Raw genomic sequence first — 18,751 nt, 5'->3', positions numbered from 1 at the left:
TCAGATATGACGAATCATTCGAGGAGACATCGTGCCCGACGTGACCATCACCGCCGCCCGCCCGGACCAGCTGGACGCGGCCGCCGCCGTGCTCGCCGAGGGGTTCCGCGACGATCCCGTCATGCTCGGGTTCGTCCCGCGCGGGCGACGGCGGCATGCCCGTCTGGTCGACCTCTTCTCCGCGATGATGCGGTCGATCCCGGCGGGCCGTCGCACGGTCGACGTGGCCGTGGCGGACGCCGGTCGGGACGTCGTGGGGGCGGCCGTCTGGGAGGCGCCGCGCACCCGACCGTCGTCGTCGCTGCGCCTGCCGGTGTCGTTCGCGGAGCTCGGGCAGCTGCCGCGGTACCTACGCGCGCTCGGGCTCGGCGGGCTCGTGCCGGCGGCCCGCCACCAGGCGACCCTGGCGGCACCCCGCCCACGGCTGCCGCACTGGTACCTCGGCGAGATCGCGGTCGGCGACGCGGCCCGGGGGCTCGGCGTGGGCACCTCGTTGATCGAGCACCGCCTCACGGCGATCGACGAGACGGGCGCCGCCGCCTACCTCGAGTCGTCGACCGAGCGGAACCGGGCGCTCTACCGGCGCCTGGGCTTCATCGAGCTGGGGCCGATCCGCGGGCTCCCGGGCGCGACGCCCGCGGCGATGTGGCGCCCGGCGACGACATGGCCAGGCTCGACCTCCGAGCGATCGGGCACGGTGGCGACCCCGACGCCGTCCTGATCGCGGTGGTTCGCGTCGCGCTCACCGCGGGCCTCGCATCCGGCCCGGAAGGTGCGGGTCGCGCCTGCCGGAACCTCGTGTGCGACCCCGGATGCTGGACGAGGCCGTGCCATGCATCACGGCTGTCGCCACCTGCGCCCGAGTCGTCGGTCGAGAATTCAGGAGATACAGCTCGCTTCTTACGCGTGAGCGGCATGTCGTGACTTCTGGGCGGGCCTCATGACACGTCGCGACGCAGTTGCCGCCACCAGCCGAGCCCGAGGGGCAGCGCCACCCAGAGCAGCAGGGAGGTGAGGGCCTGCCCGGCGCCCGGGATGTCGCCGGGGCCGTCCGCCCAGCTCAGGTGCGGCTGGGCGAGCCAGGCCGCGAATGCGAGCGTGGAGATCCACGGGGCCGCGGTCGGGACGAGGAGCGCCGCAGTGATGTCGTAGGTGAGCGGCAGCAGCATGGTGACGACGATGGCCAGGGGTGTGTTCAGCAGCAGCGATCCGACGGCCGTGCCGGTCAGGGCCGCTGCGACCGCGAGGGCGACGACTCCGCAGGCAGCCGCCGTCACTGCCCACCAGTCGGTGGTCGCCAGCAGGTCGGCATGCAGAACCACGAACGCGAGTGCTGCAGCGGCGGCCGTGACGAGGGCGACGCCCAGGACGAGCCCGACGATGGCGACGAGACGTGCTGTGAGGACGAGGAGGCGCTGCGGCGTCTGCGAGAACGTCGCGAGGGCGGACCGCCCGTTCCAGTCGCCCGTGACCGCGAGCACGGCCACGACGGGAAGCAGCACTGTGAGCGGGATGCCGACGCCGCTCACGAAGGTTTCCAGCGACGCGTCGGAGGCCTGGGACAAAGCGACCGCGCCGACGCCGAGAAGGGCGATGGCGGCGAAGAGCCCTCGGGCAGCCCGGGTGTCGGTCGCCTTCATGACCTCGATGTGCACGAGGACGGGCCACGGGGTCATGGGGTCCCTTTCGGAGTGGACGTGGACGTGTGAACGGGCTCGAGCGGTGACGTCCCCCTCGGTGGCCCCTGTGCCATGGACGGGCGGGCTGCATGTTCGCCCGAGGTCTGGTCGAGAAAGAACGACTCGAGTGACGGACGCGACTCGGACAGATGGGTCAGCGGAATGCCCAGGGTCACCGAGAGGCGTCCGACATGATCGGCGGTGGTCGTCGCGGTGAGGCGCGTCGTGCCGTCCCGCCCGCGGCCGACCGTCACCTCGTCGTCGACGAGGGCTCGAGCAAGCCGGTCATCATCCGTGCTGGCGAAGGCGACGTTCGTCAGGCTGGCGGCTCGCGCCGGGCCGGCGTGGACGACGCGGCCTCGGTCGAGGATGACGACATCGTCAGCGATCGTCTCGATGTCGCCGAGGTGGTGGCTCGACAGCAGGACGCCGCCACCGCACCGGGCGAAAGCGACGACGAAGTCGTTCAACCAGCGGAGTCCCTCGGGGTCGAGGCCGTTGCCCGGCTCATCGAGGATCAGCGTCGTCGGCTCGCCCAGCAAGGCGACGGCGAGGCCGAGGCGCTGACGCATGCCGAGACTCAGCGAGCCGACCCGACGGGCGCCCACGCTCGACAAGCCGACGAGACCGAGACACGCGTCGACACGATGCGACGAGACGCCGATCGCCAGTGCCGAGAGGCGAGCTGTCTCATGGACGGTGCGCCCACCGTGGCCCGCGCTCGCGTCGAGCAGGACACCGACGATGCGACCCGGTCGATCGATCTCGGCGAAGGGGAGGCCGTCGAAGAGCGTGGTGCCGCTCGTCGGGCGGACCAGCCCGAGCATTGCCCGAAGCGTCGTCGATTTGCCTGCCCCGTTCGGCCCGAGCAGAGCCGTCACCCGGCCCGCTCCGGCTTCGAAGCTCACGTCGTCGATGACGACCCGTCGCCCGTAGGTTTTGCTCAGGTTGCGGACCGAGACGGCCGCGCTTTCGCGGACGAAGGCGTTCACGCGCGAGCGGCGAGGAGGACAGACGTGATGGCGCACACGCACATGATGAGGAATGCCGCGATCGGTTGCGGTGCTCTGGGTGATCGACGGGCCGCCAGGCTGAGGAACCAGACGCCAGCGGCCAGCGGGATGAATGGCATGGGCCAGTGCTCCGTCATCGCGAAGCAGGTCAGCACCGAGAGCGAGACGGCCAGAGCGGACAAAACAGTGACCCGGGCGCGGGTGGCTTTCGTTGACTCGTACTGAGCAGGCAACAGGACTTCTTCTTTCGTGATGTGCGGAGACGGGGGCGGGGCCCGAGGGCCCCGTCCCCGGAGATGATCAGTGGAAGTAGTTCCAGAGTTCCCAAGCCGTCAGCAGATTCGCGATGGCCCCCAGCGCTCGCGTCACGGCAGGCCACACGGTCGACACGAACGTGGAGTAGGCCTTCTTCGCACCGTTCACGACGGCTGTGAAGAGCGACGGAATCTTCTTGAGAGCGTTGAGGAGGTTCGTGAACCTGTTGCGGCTCTCCCGTTCCCCGGACGGAGTCGAGACGGGGGATTGCTCGGAGACCCCTGCAGGCGACGACGCCGTCATCGAGATCGTCGCGATGGAGGCTCGTGTCGCCGCCTCGGTCGCAGTCGCAGTCGCAGTCGCAGCTGACGGTGTGGCAGCCGTGGCGCTCGTGCTGACTCCCAGAATGCCGGGGGAGACTAGGACGGCGACAGCGACTGCTTTGTGCCAGACGGTCCAGCGGTTCTTGTCCATGTGTTCATCCGTTCTGCTTCTCGAGGCCCCGCCTCTCGGGACCTCGGGATGGGGCCGGTTCGGGTGCAACCGTCCGGCTCCGACGCGGGTGGGCCTCGTGCCCACCCGCGTCACCAATATGTCGTCTTTGCCATTGCGGATGCAAGGGGAAGATGTTCCTGTGGAAACTCCGTGCCTGATCGCCGTCAGGCTCGTGTGCGGGTGCGTGCTCGCTGAACCCGCCCGGCGACACGGACGACCTGAGCCGCGTGGGCGGGCCGTCCAGACCGGGCATGTATCTTCATGTCGAGAGACTTCTGCGCGGTAGCGTAGAGGCAGCACCACCGAGCACACGCATGCCCGACAACGAGGGAGCACCTGCCGCATGGCGAAGATCATCTACACGCTGACCGACGAGGCGCCCATGCTGGCGACCTACTCGTTCCTGCCCATCATCCAGACGTACGCCAAGACCGCGGGGGTCGACGTCGAGACCCGCGACATCTCGCTGGCGGCCCGCATCATCAGCCAGTTCCCCGAGCGCCTCACCGACGAGCAGCGCCAGGGCGACGCCCTCGCCGAGCTGGGGGCCCTGGCGAAGACGCCCGAGGCCAACATCATCAAGCTTCCGAACATCTCGGCCTCGATGCCGCAGCTCAAGGCCGCCGTGGCCGAACTCCGGTCGCAGGGCTACGACCTTCCCGACTACCCCGACTCGCCCTCGACCGACGCCGAGCGCGACGTCAAGGCCCGGTACGACAAGGTCAAGGGCAGCGCGGTCAACCCCGTGCTGCGCGAGGGCAACAGCGACCGTCGTGCTCCGTTCTCGGTCAAGAACTACGCCCGCAAGCACCCGCACCGCATGGGCGCCTGGACGGCCGACTCGAAGACGAACGTCGCGACCATGGGCGTCGACGACTTCCGTTCGAACGAGAAGACGGTCGTCATCCCGGCCGACGACACCCTGCGCATCGAGTTCGTCGGCGCCGACGGCGAGACCCGCGTGCTGCGCGAGTCGATCCCCGTGCTGGCCGGCGAGGTCGTCGACGGCACCGTGCTGCACGTCGCCGCGCTGCACGAGTTCCTCGCCGCACAGATCGCCCGGGCCGAGGCCGAGGGCGTCCTGTTCTCGGTCCACCTCAAGGCCACGATGATGAAGATCAGCGACCCGATCCTCTTCGGTCACGTGATCCGCGCCTTCTTCCCCCGCGTCTTCGAGCAGTACGGTGCCGACCTGCAGGCTGCCGGGCTCGACCCCGCCAACGGTCTCAACGGCATCCTGCAGGGCCTCGCGGCACTGCCGAACGGCGACGAGATCAAGGCCGCCTTCGACCAGGGGATCGCCGACGGGCCCGACCTCGCCATGGTCGACTCCGACAAGGGCGTCACCAACCTCCACGTGCCGAGCGACGTCATCGTCGACGCGTCGATGCCCGCGATGATCCGTACGTCGGGCCACATGTGGGGCCCCGACGGCGACGAGCACGACACCCTCGCCGTCATCCCCGACTCGAGCTACGCCGGCATCTACCAGGCCGTGCTCGACGACTGCCGTGCGAACGGCGCCTTCGACCCCGCGACCATGGGCTCGGTGCCGAACGTCGGCCTGATGGCGCAGGCCGCCGAAGAGTACGGCTCGCACGACAAGACCTTCGAGGTGCCCGGCGACGGCACCGTCCGCGTCGTGAACCAGGCGGGCGAGACGCTCATCGAGCACGAGGTCGCCACGGGCGACATCTGGCGCGCCTGCCAGACGAAGGACGTCCCGATCCGCGACTGGGTCAAGCTCGCCGTCACGCGGGCCCGCGCCAGCCAGACCCCGGCGGTCTTCTGGCTCGACGAGACCCGTGCCCACGACGCGACCCTGATCGGGCTCGTCCGCACGTACCTCGCCGAACACGACACCGAGGGGCTGCAGATCGAGATCCTCTCGCCCGTCGACGCGATGGCGTTCTCGCTCGAGCGCATCCGCCGTGGCGACGACACCATCTCGGTCACCGGCAACGTGTTGCGCGACTACCTGACCGACCTGTTCCCGATCATGGAGCTCGGCACCTCGGCCAAGATGCTCTCGGTCGTGCCGTTGATCAACGGCGGCGGCCTGTTCGAGACGGGTGCCGGCGGTTCGGCCCCGAAGCACGTCTCGCAGCTCGTCGAGCAGGACTACCTGCGCTGGGACAGCCTGGGCGAGTTCCTCGCCCTCGCGGTCAGCTTCGAGCACCTCGCGACGTCGACGGACAACGCGCGGGCGCAGATCCTCGCGGACACGCTCGACCGCGCCACCGGCACCTTCCTCGACGAGAACAAGTCGCCCGGCCGCAAGCTCGGCTCGATCGACAACCGCGGCAGCCACTTCTACCTGGCGAAGTACTGGGCCGACGAGCTCGCCGCCCAGACCGACGACGCCGAACTGGCCGCCGCCTTCGCCGGGCTGGCCGCCACCCTCGGCGGGGCCGAAGAGGCGATCGTCGCCGAACTGATCGAGCCCCAGGGCACGGCCGTCGACATCGGGGGCTACTACCACCCCGACGCCGCGAAGACCGAAGCCGTGATGCGCCCGTCGCGCACGCTGAACGAGGCGCTCGCGACGCTGTAGGTCGTCGGTCGCCGGGCGCAGGTCGCTCGAGAACAGGAGGCGCGGTGCCGGTCGGCACCGCGCCTCCCGTCGTCCGTCGGGTCGGGCCCTCGTCTGGCCGGTCGTCGACTGGTCGCGAATCGTCCTTCGGGGGCGCGCGAAGGACGATTCCCCACCACTCGACCGGCGAGACAGGGCGTCAGGGATGCAGGGCGTGGCGGGCGGTGGCGCGGACGGCGTCGGTGACGGCCTCGAGGAGGGGCGAGGCGAGGGTCCAGCGCTGCCAGAAGAGCGGCACGTCGACCGGGTCGCCGGCGGCCAGTTCGACCAGACGGCCGGCGTCGAGTTCGGGGCCGGCCTGCGCCTCGGGCAGCATGCCCCAGCCGAGGCCGAGCACGACGGCCCGGGCGAAGTCGGCCGAGGCGGGCACGTGGTGCCGGGGCGCGAGCGGCTCGTGACCGGTGAGCCGACGCGCGAAGTCGTGCTGCAGGTCGTCGGCGCGGTCGAAGACCACCATCGGGGCACGATCGAGCCGTCCGTGGTGGAGGCCCCTGCGCTCGGCGGTTCCCCCTGCGCTCAGTCGGGCGCCCAGCCACCGTTCGACGAACCCCGGACTGGCGACCGCGCGGTAGCGCATGACGCCGAGCGGCTCCGAGCTGCAGCCCTGCACGGGCTCCCGGGTCGCGGTGACGGCGGCGAGCACGTCCCCCGATCGCAACAGCTCGGCCGTGTGCTGTTGGTCGGCCCGGCGCAGGTCGAACACCACGGGCACCGTGGGCGGGACGGCGGCCAGCGCGTCGAGGAACCAGGTCGCCGTCGAGTCGGCGTTGACGGCGATGGGGAGGGTGGTGGGGACGGGGTCGTCACCGTCGTCCCCTCCGTCGGGTCGGCCGGCGCCGAGCCGGGCCAGCGCGTCCGACGTGAGCAGGTCAACCTGGCGGGCATGACGCAGCACCACGTCACCGGCCTCGGTCGTGGTGACCGGTGTCGTGCGTCGCAGCAGCACCTGCCCGGCCGCTCGTTCGAGCTGCTTGATGCGCTGCGACACCGCGGACTGCGTGACGTGCAGGCGTCTCGCCGCCGCCTCGAACGTGCCTTCGTCGACGACGGTGCGGAGGGTGTCGAGCTGGTCGAGCGCGAAACGGGCCATGAGTCGAGCTTATGCAGCATCACGAACATGAGTTGGCGTGATGGCCTGGTGCGCGCCTAGCGTGTCGCCATGACCTTCGCGACCGTGCTGCCCGCCGCCCTCTTCGGTTTCGGCACGAGCCTCGCCCTGATCGTCGCCATCGGTGCCCAGAACGCCTACGTGCTGCGCGTCGGGCTCCAGGCCGTGACCCGCGTCGTCGTGCCGGTCGTCGTGGTCTGCGCGGTGAGCGACGCCGTGCTGATCAGTGCCGGGGTGGCCGGGGTCGGCGCGCTCGTCGAGGCCGCGCCGCAGGCGGTCGTCGTCGTGCAGATCGTCGGGGCAGGGTTTTTGCTGGTCTACGGCGCCTTCGCCGCGAAGCGCGCGATCCGGCCCGTCGGCGCGCTCACGGTCGAGGCCGGAGCGCCGCCCGCCCGGGTCGTCCCGGCCGTCCTGGGCGCCCTCGCCTTCACCTGGCTGAACCCGCACACCTACCTCGACACGATCGTGTTCCTCGGCTCGGTGGCGAACCACCAGCCGCCCGAGCTGCGGTGGTGGTTCGCGGGCGGGGCCGTCACGGGCAGTCTCGTGTGGTTCTCGGCGCTGGGGTTCGGCGCGCGCCTCCTGCGTCCCCTGTTCGCGAAGCCGGTCGCGTGGCGGGTGCTCGACGCGGTGATCGCCGTCGTGATGGTCGCCCTCGGGCTGCGGCTGCTGTTCGGGCTCTGACGGCCGGCCGCCCCTCGAGGGGTCGGGACGGGCCGCTCGGTTCCGCTGGTGAGCGGCACGTCGTGACGTCTCGCCGCCGGTAGGGTCGCCGCATGGTCAGCTTCGCCGACAAGCCCGTGCTCGACGTGACGGTCGAGCAGTGGCGCGAGTACCTCGAGGGCGACCCCGACGCGGGTGGGGTGCGACTGACGCTCCGCAAGGTGCGGTCGACGAAGCCCGGCATGACCTGGTCGGAGGCCCTCGACGTCGCCCTCTGCCACGGCTGGATCGACGGCCAGACCAGCCGACTCGACGACGACTTCACGCTCACGGCGTTCCAACCGAGGCGCAAGGACAGCCCCTGGTCCCAGGTGAACCGCGAACACGTCGCACGCCTGACCGCCGAGGGTCGGATGACCCCCGCGGGTCAGGCCGAGGTCGACCGGGCGAAGGCCGACGGCCGCTGGGACGCCGCCTACCGCCAGAAGGACGCCGTGCCTCCTGACGACCTGCAGGCAGCCCTCGACGCCGACCCGGTGGCGGCGGCGCACTTCGCGACGATGACGAAGACCGAGCGGTTCCGGGTGTACTTCCGGCTGGCCGCGCTGAAGCGGCCCGAGACCCGGGCGGCCCGCATCCGCGACGTGGTCGCGGCGGCCGCCCGCGGCGAGCAGCACTACCGCTGAGCCGCCGCAGGCCGAGCGCTGGAGGCGCGGGTCGCGTCATGGCCGCATCCCGCCACGATGTAAACAAACCGCCACGCAAACTCATGGCGGTTCGTTTACATCGTGGCGGGGTGGCGGGGTGGCGGGGTGGCGGGGTGGCGGGACGTGACGTCGCGGCGGTGGCGCGACATGCCGCCCGCAGGAGGCGCGGGTCGCGTCAGCGGCGCGAGCGCTGCTTCCAGAAGCGGCCGGCGAGGCGCGCCAGACCGACCAGCGCGACCGACAGCACGGCGAGTGCGACGAGCAGCACGACCATGTAGAGCGCCACGGGGCCGTAGCCGCCCAGCGCCTCCGGGTCGTAGAAGGGGTAGGGGTAGAACGACGTGACGGCGCCGCGGACGAGCGAGTACACGCTGTAGAGGACGGGCACGACGAGGCCGAGGCCCGCAGCGGCCCAGGGCAGGCGACGGCCCACGGGCAGCACGAGCCAGTCGACCAGCACGGCGACGGGCATCACCATGTGCACGACGACGTTGACCCAGGGCAGCACGCCGCCGGCCACCTCGGTCAGCAGCAGGTTGAAGACGAGGCCGACGAACACCATGTTCACGACCGCGATCAGCCGGACGACGTCCCAGGCCCGGCTGCCGGGACGGCGGCGCAGCGTCCGGACGCCGCCGACGGTGAAGACCACGACGGCGAACAGGTTGCTCAGGTTCGTGAAGAACGAGAAGAAGTTGACGACGCTGTAGTCGTTCTCGAGGGTGTCCGCGAACTGGGCGGAGACGGCCACGAGGGCGAGCGCGGCGAAGACGAACCGGTACGGGACCATGAGCTGAGCGCGCGTCATGTCCTCACCCTAGTGAGGCGGAGCCGACCCGTAGCCGCTCACGAGGTCATCGGGTCGACGCCGGCGTCCGGGTCAGGCCTGCTCGATCTTCTCGATCAGGGTCGCCTTGGTGTGACGCGACACGTTCGTGATGCCCTTGGTGCGGGCGAGGGCGCGCAGCGCGACGAGGGTCTGCGCGTGCAGGTCGACGTGGGCGTCGTGACCGTCGGACAGCTGGACGGTGGTCTCGTCGACCTCGGGCAGGGGCGGCGTGTAGATCGAGCGCGGCTCGGCCGGGGTGGCGGACGACGTGCTCGACGACGAACCGCTCGACGACGAACCCTTCGAGCCCTGCACGGCACCCTTGGCCGTCTTCTTGGCGTCCTTCAAGCCGGACGTGGCGTCGTCGAGGGCGTTCTCGAGCGGCTTCACCGACGGGCGGCTCTTCTTGGCGAGCTTCTTGGCGCGACGCTTGGCCTCGGCGACCGCGGCGCGGGCATCGGTGACGGCGTCCTCGGCCTTGTCGTAGGCCTTGGCGGCGGATTTCTTGAGCTTCTTCTGGTCGGCCACGGGATCGGCCCCTCTCTCGAACGTGCGGAAATCGTGCCTGTGAGCGTGGCACGCCCACCTGGGACGGCTGTCAGTCGACCGGCGTCGTCTTGCCGCTCGCGATGCGGTCCCGCTCGGCACGGAGCGACTCGATCGTCTCGGGATCGAGGAAGTCCACGAACGGGTTCGGCTGCCCCGTGCGGGCGGCCACCACCTCGGTGTAGGCGGCCGAGGCGCGGCGCACCTTCGCGGTGGCGCGACCGAGCCGTTTGGACGACGACGACTTCGCCGTGACGACCTCGGCGTGGTGCTCGAGGGCGTCGACGAGTTCGGCGAGCGCGGTGGGGATCTTCTTGGCCATGCGGGGGCCTCTCGGGTGAGGGAAACGGGTGGCGGGGCGTCCCGGACCGGTCGGGAGTGGTCACGGACGCCGACCGGATCATCACCCCACCCGGAGAACGGCAGGTGAACGGACCCGCGGCGCGAGTGCGGTCGCGGCTAGGCTCGCCTGCCGTGACGGGCGCGCGGGTGTGGCTGGTCGACCTCGACCTCGACCTCGGCCGAGAAGGCGACGCCGGCGCGCCTCCGGCGAGCGAGGTCTGCGACGCGCACGAGCGGGTCCGCGCGGCGGCCTTCGTGGACGCGACCGACGCGCGTCGGTACCTGGCCTCGCATCGTGCGCTGCGCCTCCTGCTCTCGTCCGTGACCGGCCGGGAGGCCGGGTCGATCGAGTTCGGACGCGAGGCCTGTCGCTCGTGCGGTGGTCCGCACGGTCGGCCGGTGCCGGTGCCGTCGGACGACCTGCACGTGAGCCTCAGCCGGAGCGGTCGCTGGGCCGCCGTGGCGGTGCGGGCCGGCGCGCCCGTCGGCGTCGACGTCGAAGGGGCCCGTCCAGCCGGTGCGCTCGAGCACCTCCGGCCCGACGTGAGCCCCGAGGACGTCGACGTGGACGTGCTGCGCGCCTGGGTGCGGAAGGAGGCGCTGCTCAAGTCGACGGGGGAGGGGCTGACCACCGCGATGTCGGCGCTCCGTCTGGGGCCCGGGCCCGGGGGCACGACCACGGACGGTCGACGCGGACTGGTCCACGACCGGCGCTCGGCGACCGGGGTCCTCCTCGCCGTCGCCGGTCCGGCCCTGGACGCGGTCGAGTTCACCGACGTGACACCTGGGGTCCCTACCGTGCGGCCGTGAGCCAGACACTGCCCGGCGTGATCGCCGGTTCGCCCGCGGCCCCCGCACCCCGGACGCTCGTCGACGTCCTGCGGGCCACGGCGCTCGAGCACCCGGACGCCTCGGCCCTCGAGGACGAGCGGGGCGCGTGGAGCTACGCGGAACTCGTCGTCCGCGTCGGAGCCGCTTCGCGCGCGCTCGCCGACGCCGGGGTGCGCCGCGGCGACCGGGTGGGCGTGCGCATGCCCTCGGGCGACTCGTCGCTCTACCTGACGATCCTCGCCGTCCTGGCCGCCGGGGCCGCCTACGTGCCGGTCGACGCCGACGACCCCGACGAGCGGGCCGCCCTGGTCTTCGGCGAGGCCGGTGTCGTGGGCATCGTCTCGGCGGGGGGACGCTTCACCCCGCGTGACGCCGACCGACCCGACAGCCTCGTGCTCGCCGCACCGGCCGGGCACGTCAGCGGGCGGGGCACGGCGCTCGCCGACGACGACCGGTCGCCGACCCCGGACGACGACGCCTGGGTGATCTTCACCTCGGGCTCGACCGGCACGCCGAAGGGCGTCGCCGCGAGTCATCGCTCGGCGGCCGCCCTGGCCGACGCCGAGGCGAGGATGTTCCTCTCGTCGCCCGGGCTCGATCCGCTCGGACCGGGCGACCGGGTGCTGGCCGGACTGTCGGTCGCGTTCGACGCCTCGTGCGAGGAGATGTGGCTGGCCTGGCGCAGTGGCGCCTGCCTGGTGCCGGCCCCTCGCAGCCTCGTCCGGTCGGGTGCCGATCTCGGGCCGTGGCTCGTCACCCACGGCATCACCGTCGTCTCGACCGTGCCGACCCTCGCGGCCCTCTGGCCGGACGAGGCCCTCGAGAGCGTCCGGCTGCTGATCTTCGGCGGAGAAGCGCTCCCGCCCGAGATCGTCGACCGGGTCGTCGGCGACGACCGCGAGGTGTGGAACACCTACGGGCCGACCGAGTCGACCGTGGTGGCCACCGGGGCGCTGGTGCGTGCCGGAGAGACGGTGAGGATCGGTCTGCCGCTCGACGGGTGGGACGTGGCCGTCGTCGACGCCGAGGGCGACCCGGTCGCGGAGGGCGAGGTGGGCGAGCTGATCATCGGCGGCGTCGGCCTGGCCCGCTACCTCGACCCCGCCAAGGACGCGGAGAAGTACGCCCCGCACGAGCAGCTCGGTTGGCAGCGCGCCTATCGCAGCGGTGACCTGGTGCGGTTCGACCGGGCCGGACTCGTGTTCCAGGGGCGGGCCGACGACCAGGTCAAGGTCGGCGGGCGCCGGATCGAGCTCGGGGAGATCGAGACCGCGCTGCAGGCCCTGCCCGGGGTCGGCGGCGCCGCCGCGGCGGTGCGGACGACGGCGGCCGGCAACCAGGTGCTCGTCGGCTACCTCGCGGTCGCGTCGGCCGAGACCTTCGACCGAGGCGCTGCCCTCGCCCGCCTCCGGGACGGACTGCCGGCCGCGCTGGTGCCGCTGCTGGCGCTGGTCACCGGCGACCTGCCGACGAAGACGTCGGGCAAGATCGACCGCGACGCGCTGCCCTGGCCGTTGGTCGACTCGTCGACCGGTGGCGACGGGAGAGGTGGCCGGCCCGACGGTGCCGGTTCGATGACCCCGGTCGAGCAGCTCGTCGCCGACCGCTGGCGCGAGGTCCTCGGCGTACCCGTCCCGGACGCCGACGCGAACTTCTTCGACCTGGGCGGGGGATCGCTGGCCGCCGCCCAGCTCGTGGCCCGGCTGCGCGAGCTCGACCCCGAGTTCACCGTCGCCGAGATCTACTCGCACCCCCGGCTCGGCGCGCTGGCCGAGGCGCTGACGGTGGCGGACGTCGACGACGAGGCCCCGCCGGCCGTGTTCCACCGGTCGGTGCCGACCCCGCGCCGCACCCAATGGCTACAGACCCTGCTCGGGGTGCCCCTCCTCGTGCTGTCGGGTGCGCGCTGGCTGACCTACGCCCTGACCGCGAGCACCGTGCTGCGCTGGTGGAGCGGGTTCGACGCCCTGCCGGCGGTCGACGGCGGGCTGCTCGTCGTCGCGATCCTCGTGTTCGCGACCCCGCCGGGACGCATGGCGATCTCGGTGCTGGCCTCGCGCCTCCTCCTCCGGGGGGTCGAGGCGGGCGATCATCCGCGCGGCGGCAGCGTGCACCTGAGGCTCTGGCTGGCCGAGCAGGTCGCGCACCAGATCGGGGCGGTCGGGCTCGCCGGCGCCCCGTGGATCAGTTACTACGCGCGGGCCCTCGGGGCTCGCATCGCACCTGACGTCGACCTGCACGCGCTGCCGCCCGTCACCGGCATGCTGCGCATCGGTCGCGGGGCGTCGGTCGAGCCCGAGGTCGACCTGGCCGGGCACTGGATCGACGGCGACGTCGTCCGCATCGGGGCGATCCGCATCGGTGCGGGCAGCACGATCGGCATGCGGAGCACCCTGCTGCCCGGCACCCGGATCGGCAAGGACGCCTCGATCGCGCCCGGGTCCGCGGTCTTCGGGCGGGTGCCCTCGGGTCAGCACTGGGCCGGTTCGCCGGCCGAACGCATCGGCCGCACTCGCGCCTGGTGGCCGGAGGACCGACCCCCGGCACCCACCCGGTGGTTCGTCGCCTACGGGGCGTCGGCCGTCGTCGTCGCGTTGCTGCCGGTGGCGTCGCTGAGCGCAGGAGGCGCGGTCGTCGCGCTCGGCGTGCGGGGTGCGGGTTCGCTGACGGACGCGTGGTGGCGGGCCCTCGCCCTCCTGGTGCCGGGCACGCTCGTGGCCGGGCTGGTGGCCGCCGTGCTGGTCGTCGCACTCACCCGGCTGTGGGCCCTCGGGGTGACCGAGGGCACCTTCGCGGTGCGGTCGAGGGTCGGTTGGCAGGTCTGGAGCACCGAACGCCTGCTCGACCTGTCGCGCACCCTGTTGTTCCCGCTCTACTCGAGCCTGTTCACGCCGGTCTGGCTGCGCCTGCTCGGGGCCGAGATCGGGCGGGACGTCGAGGCGTCGACCGTCCTGCTGCTGCCGTCGATGACGACCGTCCGCGACGGAGCCTTCCTGGCGGACGACACGCTCGTGGCGTCGTACGAGCTCGGCGGCGGCTGGCTGCGCGTGGCCCGGGCCGAGATCGGTCGGCGGGCGTTCCTGGGCAACTCGGGCATGACCGCCCCGGGCCACAAGGTGCCGAAGGACGGTCTGGTGGCCGTGCTCTCGTCGGCTCCGCGCAAGTCCAAGGCGGGGTCGTCGTGGCTCGGTTCACCCGCGGTGCGCCTGCGCCGCACGGTCGCCGTCGCCGACGAGACCCGCACCTTCCGCCCGGCCACGCACCTCCGGGTGGCCCGCATCGCGTGGGAGCTCAGCCGGATCGTGCCCGTCGTCGTCACCTGCGGCATCGGCCTCGGCCTGGTCGTCGGACTGTGGGCGCTGGTCGACGCGATCGGGGTCGGCGCGACGGCCGCGGTCGGCGGCGTCGTGATGCTCGCCGTCGGGGCGGCGGCCGCCGGGGTCACGACGCTCGCCAAGTGGGCGCTCGTCGGGCGCATCCGGGCCGGCGAGCACCCGCTCTGGTCGTCGTTCGTCTGGCGCAGCGAGGTGTCCGACACCTTCACCGAGATGTGCGCGGCCCCCTGGTTCGCCCACGCGGCGGCCGGCACCCCGGCCCTCGTGTGGTGGCTGCGCTCGCTCGGGGCCTCGATCGGTCGCGGCGTGTGGACCGACAGCTACTGGTTGCCCGAGGCCGACCTGGTGCGACTCGACGACGCGTCGACGGTGAATCGAGGATGCGTCGTGCAGACCCACCTGTTCCATGATCGAATCATGAGCATGGACACCGTCACCCTGGCCGCGGGCTCGACCCTCGGACCCCACAGCGTCGTGCTGCCCGCGGCCCGTCTGGGCGAACACGCCACGGTCGGTCCCGCGTCGCTCGTCATGCGCGGCGAGGTCGTCCCCGTCGGCAGCCGGTGGAGCGGCAACCCGATCGGCCCGTGGCGGGACGTCACGTTCGCGGACTACCACGCCGTCTCGCAGTGACCGGTCCGGCGGCGACCCCGGACGGCTACACGCCCGAGAGCGGCAACACCGGGTACGGCGTGCGCTCGTACGACCTCGTGGTCGGGTACCGCGTGGCGACGAACCGACTGGACGGCGTGGCGACGCTGACGGTCGTGCCGACCGAGGCCGTCCGCACGCTCGTGTTCGACCTGCTCCGCCTCCGTGCCGCGAAGGTGCGGGTGGACGGGCGCAAAGCGCGTCACGCGCAGTCGGCGACGAAGCTCACGGTGACGCTGCCCGAGGAGACCGTGCCGGGTGAGCCGGTCGAGGTGGTCGTCGAGTACGCGGGCTCGCCCGCACCCCGCCGCACCCGCTGGGGCACCCTCGGCTGGGAGGAGCTGACCGACGGCGCACTCGTCGCCTCGCAGCCGAACGGGGCGGCGACCTGGTTCCCGTGCAACGACGACCCGGCGGACAAGGCGACCTACCGGGTGCAGGTCACGACCGAGCAGCCCTACGCCGTCGTCGCCCACGGTGAGCTGACCGACCGGCACACGCGGTCCGGCCGCACGACCTGGGTCTACGAGCAGCCCGAGCCCACGGCGACGTACCTCGCGACGGTGCAGATCGGCCGCTACGAGTTGGTGCCGGTCGTGCTCGCGGGGGTGCCCGGCGTCTTCGCCGGGGTGCCCGCGATGCGGTCCCGCATCGGTCGTGACTTCGGCGAGGTGGCCGACATGATGGCCTGCTTCGTCGAGCGGTTCGGTCCGTACCCCTTCGCGTCGTACTCGGTGGTCGTCACCGACGACGACCTCGAGATCCCGCTCGAGGCCCAGGGCCTCGCGATCTTCGGGGCGAACCACGCCGACGGGGCGGGCGGGTCGCGTCGGCTGATCGCGCACGAACTGGCGCACCAGTGGTTCGGCAACAGCGTGGGCCTGACGACCTGGCGCGACATCTGGCTGAACGAGGGCTTCGCCTGCTACGCCGAGTGGATCTGGTCCGAGGCCTCGGGCGGTCCGTCGGCCGCGCGCATCGCCGCCCAGACCCGCGCGCGGCTGGCCGGTCTGCCCCGCGACCTGCTCGTCGGCGACCCCGGCCCCGACCTGATGTTCGACGATCGCGTCTACAAGCGCGGGGCGCTCGCGGTGCACGCCCTGCGCTCGGCGGTCGGCGACGTCGCGTTCTTCGACGTGCTGCGTGCCTGGACCGCCGAGCACCGGCACGGCGTGGCGACCACGGCCGACTTCGTCGCCCTCGCCACCCGCGTCTCCGGCCACCCCGTCGGACCGCTGCTGCGTCCCTGGCTCGACGAGCGGGCCCTGCCGCCGTCGCCGTGACGATAACGTGACGGCATGACCGCCCCGACGCTGTCCGCACCGCCCGTGATCGCCCTGCTCCGCGACCTCGTCGCGATCGACTCGACCAGCGGCTCACCGGGCGAGGCGGCCGTCCTGCGCCGCGTCGCCGCGGAGTTCGAGGGCGTCGAGGAGGCGCGGGTCGCCTTCGCCCCCGGGGCCGACGGTGAGCCCACGGCGCTGCTGGTCTCGCCGGTGGTCGTCGGCGCCGACAGGCCGCTGCTCGTCTTCGCGTCCCACGCCGACGTCGTCCCGGTGACCGACGCCTCGGCCTGGACCCACGATCCCTTCGCCTCGACCGCCGTCGGCGACCGCCTGTACGGGCGGGGTGCCTCGGACATGAAGTCCGGCCTGGCCGCCTCGATCGTCGCCGTACGGGACCTCCTGCGCCAGGGTGCACCCGTCGCGCTCGCCGTCTCGACCGGTGAGGAGGTCGGCTGCCTCGGGGCTCCTGCCGTCGTCGACCTGCTCGCGGGCCTGCGCGTGGGGGCCGTGGTGATCCCCGAGTCGACCGACGGGCAGGTCGTGCTCGGTCACCGCGGCGCGCTCTGGGCGACCGTCCGCACCTCGGGCGTCGCCGCGCACGGCAGCACGCCCGAGCGGGGCCACAACGCGATCCTCGACCTCGTGGCCGTGCTCGGGCGCCTGGACGACCTGCCCCTCTCGTCCCATGCCGACCTCGGGCGCGAGACGGTCAACGTCGGCGTCGTGTCGGGCGGCAGCGTGCCGAACATCGTGCCCGACGTCTGCGAGGCGCGCATCGACCTGCGCGTCGTCCGGGAGGACGTCGACGAACTCGTCGACTGGTGGCGTGGCCAGCCCGAGGTGACCGACGTCCGCGTCGACCTCGACCTGGCCGCGGTGTGGACCCCGCGCGACCATCCCTGGCTCGCCGGGCTCGACGCCCCGGTCTCGGAGGCGCCCGCGTCGTACTTCACGGACGCCTCGGTGCTCGTGCGGTCGCTCGAGGACGGGGTGCCCGTCGTGGTCTGGGGCCCGGGCGACCCCACCGTCGTCCACACGGTGGACGAGTCCGTGTCGGTCGAGGCGGTCCTGCGGGCCGTCGAGCAGTTCGGCCGCGTCGGCGGGCGGTGGGCCGTCGAGCACTGACCGACGCCCGACGGGGCGGACGGGTCAGGCGGGCTCGGGAGTCGACGACCGCGTGCTCTGCCGGCGGACGAGCCTCGGCGCGAACGAGACGCGCGCGCCTCCGAGTCCTCCGTCGTCGGAGCCCCGCAGCGAGAGCAGCCGCAGCGCCTCGGCGGCCATGCGGTCGGTCGGCTGCGCCAGGGTCGTCAGGGCCGGGGTCACGTACGAGGCGAAGACGATGTCGTCGAAGCCCGTGACCTGCAGCTCGTCGGGCACCGACACCCCGAGCTCGCGGGCCGCCCTCAGCACGCCCATGGCGATCAGGTCGTCCGCGCAGACGATGGCGTCCGGGCGGTCGTCGGAGGTCAGCAGTCGGCGGGCCGCCGCGTCGCCGCTGTCGACCGAGTAGTCGCCGAGCACGACCCCGTCGCGCACCTCGCGGATGCCGAGTTCGGCCGCCCAGTGCCGGAAGCCCCGGAGGCGCAGGGTCGTCGACGAGTTCGTCAGCTCGGAGGTCACGAACGCGGCCGAGCGGGCACCGGTCCCGGCGAGGTGCGTCAGGACGAGCTTCATCGCCTCGGCGTCGTCGAGGCCGATCCAGTCGGTGCCGGCGACGTCGACCCGGCGGTCGAGCTGCACCAGCGGGACGGCCCGGGCGGACGCGGCGACGGCCGCCGCGCTCTCGGTGTCGTGCACGGGGCTGACCACGATGCCGTCGACGTGCCGCTCGATGAGCGACCGGAGGTGCTCGGCCTCGACGGCGGGGTCCTGCCGCGAGTCGCAGAGGAACAGCTGTTTGCCCTCGCCGTGCAGCGCGCTCTCGAGGCTGTCGACCAGGGTCGTGAAGAACGGGTTGAGGATGCTCGGGACGACCATGCCGACCGTGTCGGTGCGGCGGGTGCGCAGGGCGCGGGCGATGCCGTTGCCCGAGTAGCCCAGCTCGTCGGCCGCCAGCCGCACGCGGGCCTCGACCTCGCGGCCGACCGGGCGCGACGCCGACATGACGCGCGAGACCGTCGCGGCGGAGACGCCCGCCCGGCGGGCGACGTCCGAGATGGTGACGGCGTTCATGGGCTCCTCAGGGCGTGGCCGCCGGGGACGACGGGTGATGCCGTCATCGTATCGTCCCCTCGCGGGAAACCGATTGCCCGCTCGAGATCACTTTTACACGTCGGAAACACAAAGGTGTTGACACTCGAAACACGGAGGCGTCACTCTTGACGCAGTTCCCGACGGAAATCGATTGCCCGTCGATCTCGACCCCACCGAGATCGCCCCCTCGCCAGTCCCGCATGCTCCACCTCGTCCTCCCCA

Annotated in this window: 16 protein-coding genes; 8 read left to right on the top strand and 8 right to left on the bottom strand. The window is 72.4% G+C overall.

The genetic code is table 11. From position 1 onward, the window contains the following. Positions 1-31: 31 nt before the first annotated feature. The gene (locus IFT79_RS02935; protein WP_342211752.1) at positions 32-721 is read left to right on the top strand and encodes a GNAT family N-acetyltransferase; all 690 of its coding nucleotides are present in this window, start codon (positions 32-34) and stop codon (positions 719-721) included. Between the two features lie 217 nt (positions 722-938). On the opposite strand, the gene IFT79_RS02930 is transcribed toward IFT79_RS02935, so the two are convergent. From IFT79_RS02930 to IFT79_RS02920, 3 genes are all read right to left on the bottom strand, one after another. Continuing rightward, complete coding sequence (locus tag IFT79_RS02930) at positions 939-1,676, bottom strand: hypothetical protein (protein ID WP_192122868.1); 738 nt, start codon at positions 1,674-1,676, stop codon at positions 939-941. Further along, the gene (locus tag IFT79_RS02925; protein WP_267659679.1) at positions 1,673-2,560 is read right to left on the bottom strand and encodes an ATP-binding cassette domain-containing protein; all 888 of its coding nucleotides are present in this window, start codon (positions 2,558-2,560) and stop codon (positions 1,673-1,675) included. The genes IFT79_RS02930 and IFT79_RS02925 overlap by 4 nt, the downstream gene beginning before the upstream one ends. 432 nt (positions 2,561-2,992) lie before the next feature. After that, the gene (locus IFT79_RS02920; RefSeq protein WP_192122866.1) at positions 2,993-3,421 is read right to left on the bottom strand and encodes a hypothetical protein; all 429 of its coding nucleotides are present in this window, start codon (positions 3,419-3,421) and stop codon (positions 2,993-2,995) included. A 364-nt stretch (positions 3,422-3,785) separates the two neighbouring features. On the opposite strand from IFT79_RS02920, the gene IFT79_RS02915 reads away from it, so the two are divergent. Then, positions 3,786-5,996, top strand: coding sequence for an NADP-dependent isocitrate dehydrogenase (locus IFT79_RS02915; protein ID WP_192122865.1), 2,211 nt, complete (start codon positions 3,786-3,788; stop codon positions 5,994-5,996). Positions 5,997-6,174: 178 nt separating this feature from the next. Here IFT79_RS02915 and IFT79_RS02910 read toward each other — a convergent pair whose 3' ends face one another. Beyond that, positions 6,175-7,125, bottom strand: coding sequence for a LysR family transcriptional regulator ArgP (locus tag IFT79_RS02910; RefSeq protein WP_192122864.1), 951 nt, complete (start codon positions 7,123-7,125; stop codon positions 6,175-6,177). A 69-nt stretch (positions 7,126-7,194) separates the two neighbouring features. Between IFT79_RS02910 and IFT79_RS02905 the strand changes: the two genes are divergently transcribed. Together IFT79_RS02905 and IFT79_RS02900 are read left to right on the top strand one after the other, a co-directional pair. Next, complete coding sequence (locus IFT79_RS02905; protein ID WP_056043037.1) at positions 7,195-7,827, top strand: LysE/ArgO family amino acid transporter; 633 nt, start codon at positions 7,195-7,197, stop codon at positions 7,825-7,827. 92 nt (positions 7,828-7,919) lie between these two features. After that, complete coding sequence (locus IFT79_RS02900) at positions 7,920-8,492, top strand: YdeI/OmpD-associated family protein (RefSeq protein ID WP_192122863.1); 573 nt, start codon at positions 7,920-7,922, stop codon at positions 8,490-8,492. Between the two features lie 196 nt (positions 8,493-8,688). Here the strand turns inward: IFT79_RS02900 and IFT79_RS02895 are convergent, their stop codons facing one another. From IFT79_RS02895 to IFT79_RS02885, 3 genes are all read right to left on the bottom strand, one after another. Continuing rightward, the gene (locus tag IFT79_RS02895; protein WP_123571678.1) at positions 8,689-9,321 is read right to left on the bottom strand and encodes a Pr6Pr family membrane protein; all 633 of its coding nucleotides are present in this window, start codon (positions 9,319-9,321) and stop codon (positions 8,689-8,691) included. Positions 9,322-9,393: 72 nt separating this feature from the next. After that, positions 9,394-9,870 carry a Rho termination factor N-terminal domain-containing protein gene (locus IFT79_RS16815; RefSeq protein ID WP_056043030.1) on the bottom strand — a complete coding sequence of 159 codons (477 nt, stop codon included), beginning with the start codon at positions 9,868-9,870 and terminating at the stop codon, positions 9,394-9,396. Between the two features lie 70 nt (positions 9,871-9,940). Continuing rightward, on the bottom strand, positions 9,941-10,210 hold the full coding sequence (locus tag IFT79_RS02885; protein WP_123571676.1) for a hypothetical protein: 270 nt from the start codon (positions 10,208-10,210) through the stop codon (positions 9,941-9,943). A 152-nt stretch (positions 10,211-10,362) separates the two neighbouring features. Between IFT79_RS02885 and IFT79_RS02880 the strand changes: the two genes are divergently transcribed. Genes IFT79_RS02880 through IFT79_RS02865 form a run of 4 tightly spaced genes read left to right on the top strand, consistent with a single transcriptional unit; the run spans position 10,363 to position 17,458 of the window. After that, positions 10,363-11,040, top strand: coding sequence for a 4'-phosphopantetheinyl transferase family protein (locus tag IFT79_RS02880; protein WP_192122862.1), 678 nt, complete (start codon positions 10,363-10,365; stop codon positions 11,038-11,040). Continuing rightward, on the top strand, positions 11,037-15,029 hold the full coding sequence (locus IFT79_RS02875) for a Pls/PosA family non-ribosomal peptide synthetase (RefSeq protein ID WP_192122861.1): 3,993 nt from the start codon (positions 11,037-11,039) through the stop codon (positions 15,027-15,029). Before IFT79_RS02880 ends, IFT79_RS02875 begins: the two co-directional genes overlap by 4 nt. Continuing rightward, positions 15,026-16,330, top strand: a complete 1,305-nt coding sequence (locus tag IFT79_RS02870; RefSeq protein ID WP_192122860.1) for a M1 family metallopeptidase — start codon at positions 15,026-15,028, stop codon at positions 16,328-16,330. Before IFT79_RS02875 ends, IFT79_RS02870 begins: the two co-directional genes overlap by 4 nt. Before the next feature lie 15 nt (positions 16,331-16,345). Continuing rightward, a complete protein-coding gene (locus tag IFT79_RS02865; protein WP_192122859.1) occupies positions 16,346-17,458 on the top strand; it encodes a M20 family metallopeptidase in 1,113 nt (370 codons plus the stop codon). 24 nt (positions 17,459-17,482) lie between these two features. Here IFT79_RS02865 and IFT79_RS02860 read toward each other — a convergent pair whose 3' ends face one another. Further along, positions 17,483-18,508 (bottom strand): LacI family DNA-binding transcriptional regulator, encoded by a 1,026-nt coding sequence (locus IFT79_RS02860; RefSeq protein WP_056043012.1) that lies wholly within the window; start codon positions 18,506-18,508, stop codon positions 17,483-17,485. Between the last annotated feature and the right edge of the window lie 243 nt (positions 18,509-18,751).

Origin of the sequence: Frigoribacterium sp. CFBP 8759 (assembly GCF_014841655.1) — a bacterium.
Classification (GTDB): domain Bacteria; phylum Actinomycetota; class Actinomycetes; order Actinomycetales; family Microbacteriaceae; genus Frigoribacterium.
The sequence above is the reverse complement of the archived record's forward strand: the minus strand, read 5'-3'. Positions and strand labels throughout refer to the sequence as shown.

Bases quoted from the DNA above. Each gene is read 5' to 3' on its own strand.
- IFT79_RS02895 (WP_123571678.1), bottom strand. From the start codon at position 9,321: ATGACGCGCGCTCAGCTCATGGTCCCGTACCGGTTCGTCTTCGCCGCG.
- IFT79_RS02910 (WP_192122864.1), bottom strand. From the start codon at position 7,125: ATGGCCCGTTTCGCGCTCGACCAGCTCGACACCCTCCGCACCGTCGTC.
- IFT79_RS02930 (WP_192122868.1), bottom strand. From the start codon at position 1,676: ATGACCCCGTGGCCCGTCCTCGTGCACATCGAGGTCATGAAGGCGACC.
- IFT79_RS02860 (WP_056043012.1), bottom strand. From the start codon at position 18,508: ATGAACGCCGTCACCATCTCGGACGTCGCCCGCCGGGCGGGCGTCTCC.
- IFT79_RS02885 (WP_123571676.1), bottom strand. From the start codon at position 10,210: ATGGCCAAGAAGATCCCCACCGCGCTCGCCGAACTCGTCGACGCCCTC.
- IFT79_RS02900 (WP_192122863.1), top strand. From the start codon at position 7,920: ATGGTCAGCTTCGCCGACAAGCCCGTGCTCGACGTGACGGTCGAGCAG.
- IFT79_RS02920 (WP_192122866.1), bottom strand. From the start codon at position 3,421: ATGGACAAGAACCGCTGGACCGTCTGGCACAAAGCAGTCGCTGTCGCC.
- IFT79_RS02865 (WP_192122859.1), top strand. From the start codon at position 16,346: ATGACCGCCCCGACGCTGTCCGCACCGCCCGTGATCGCCCTGCTCCGC.
- IFT79_RS02905 (WP_056043037.1), top strand. From the start codon at position 7,195: ATGACCTTCGCGACCGTGCTGCCCGCCGCCCTCTTCGGTTTCGGCACG.
- IFT79_RS02915 (WP_192122865.1), top strand. From the start codon at position 3,786: ATGGCGAAGATCATCTACACGCTGACCGACGAGGCGCCCATGCTGGCG.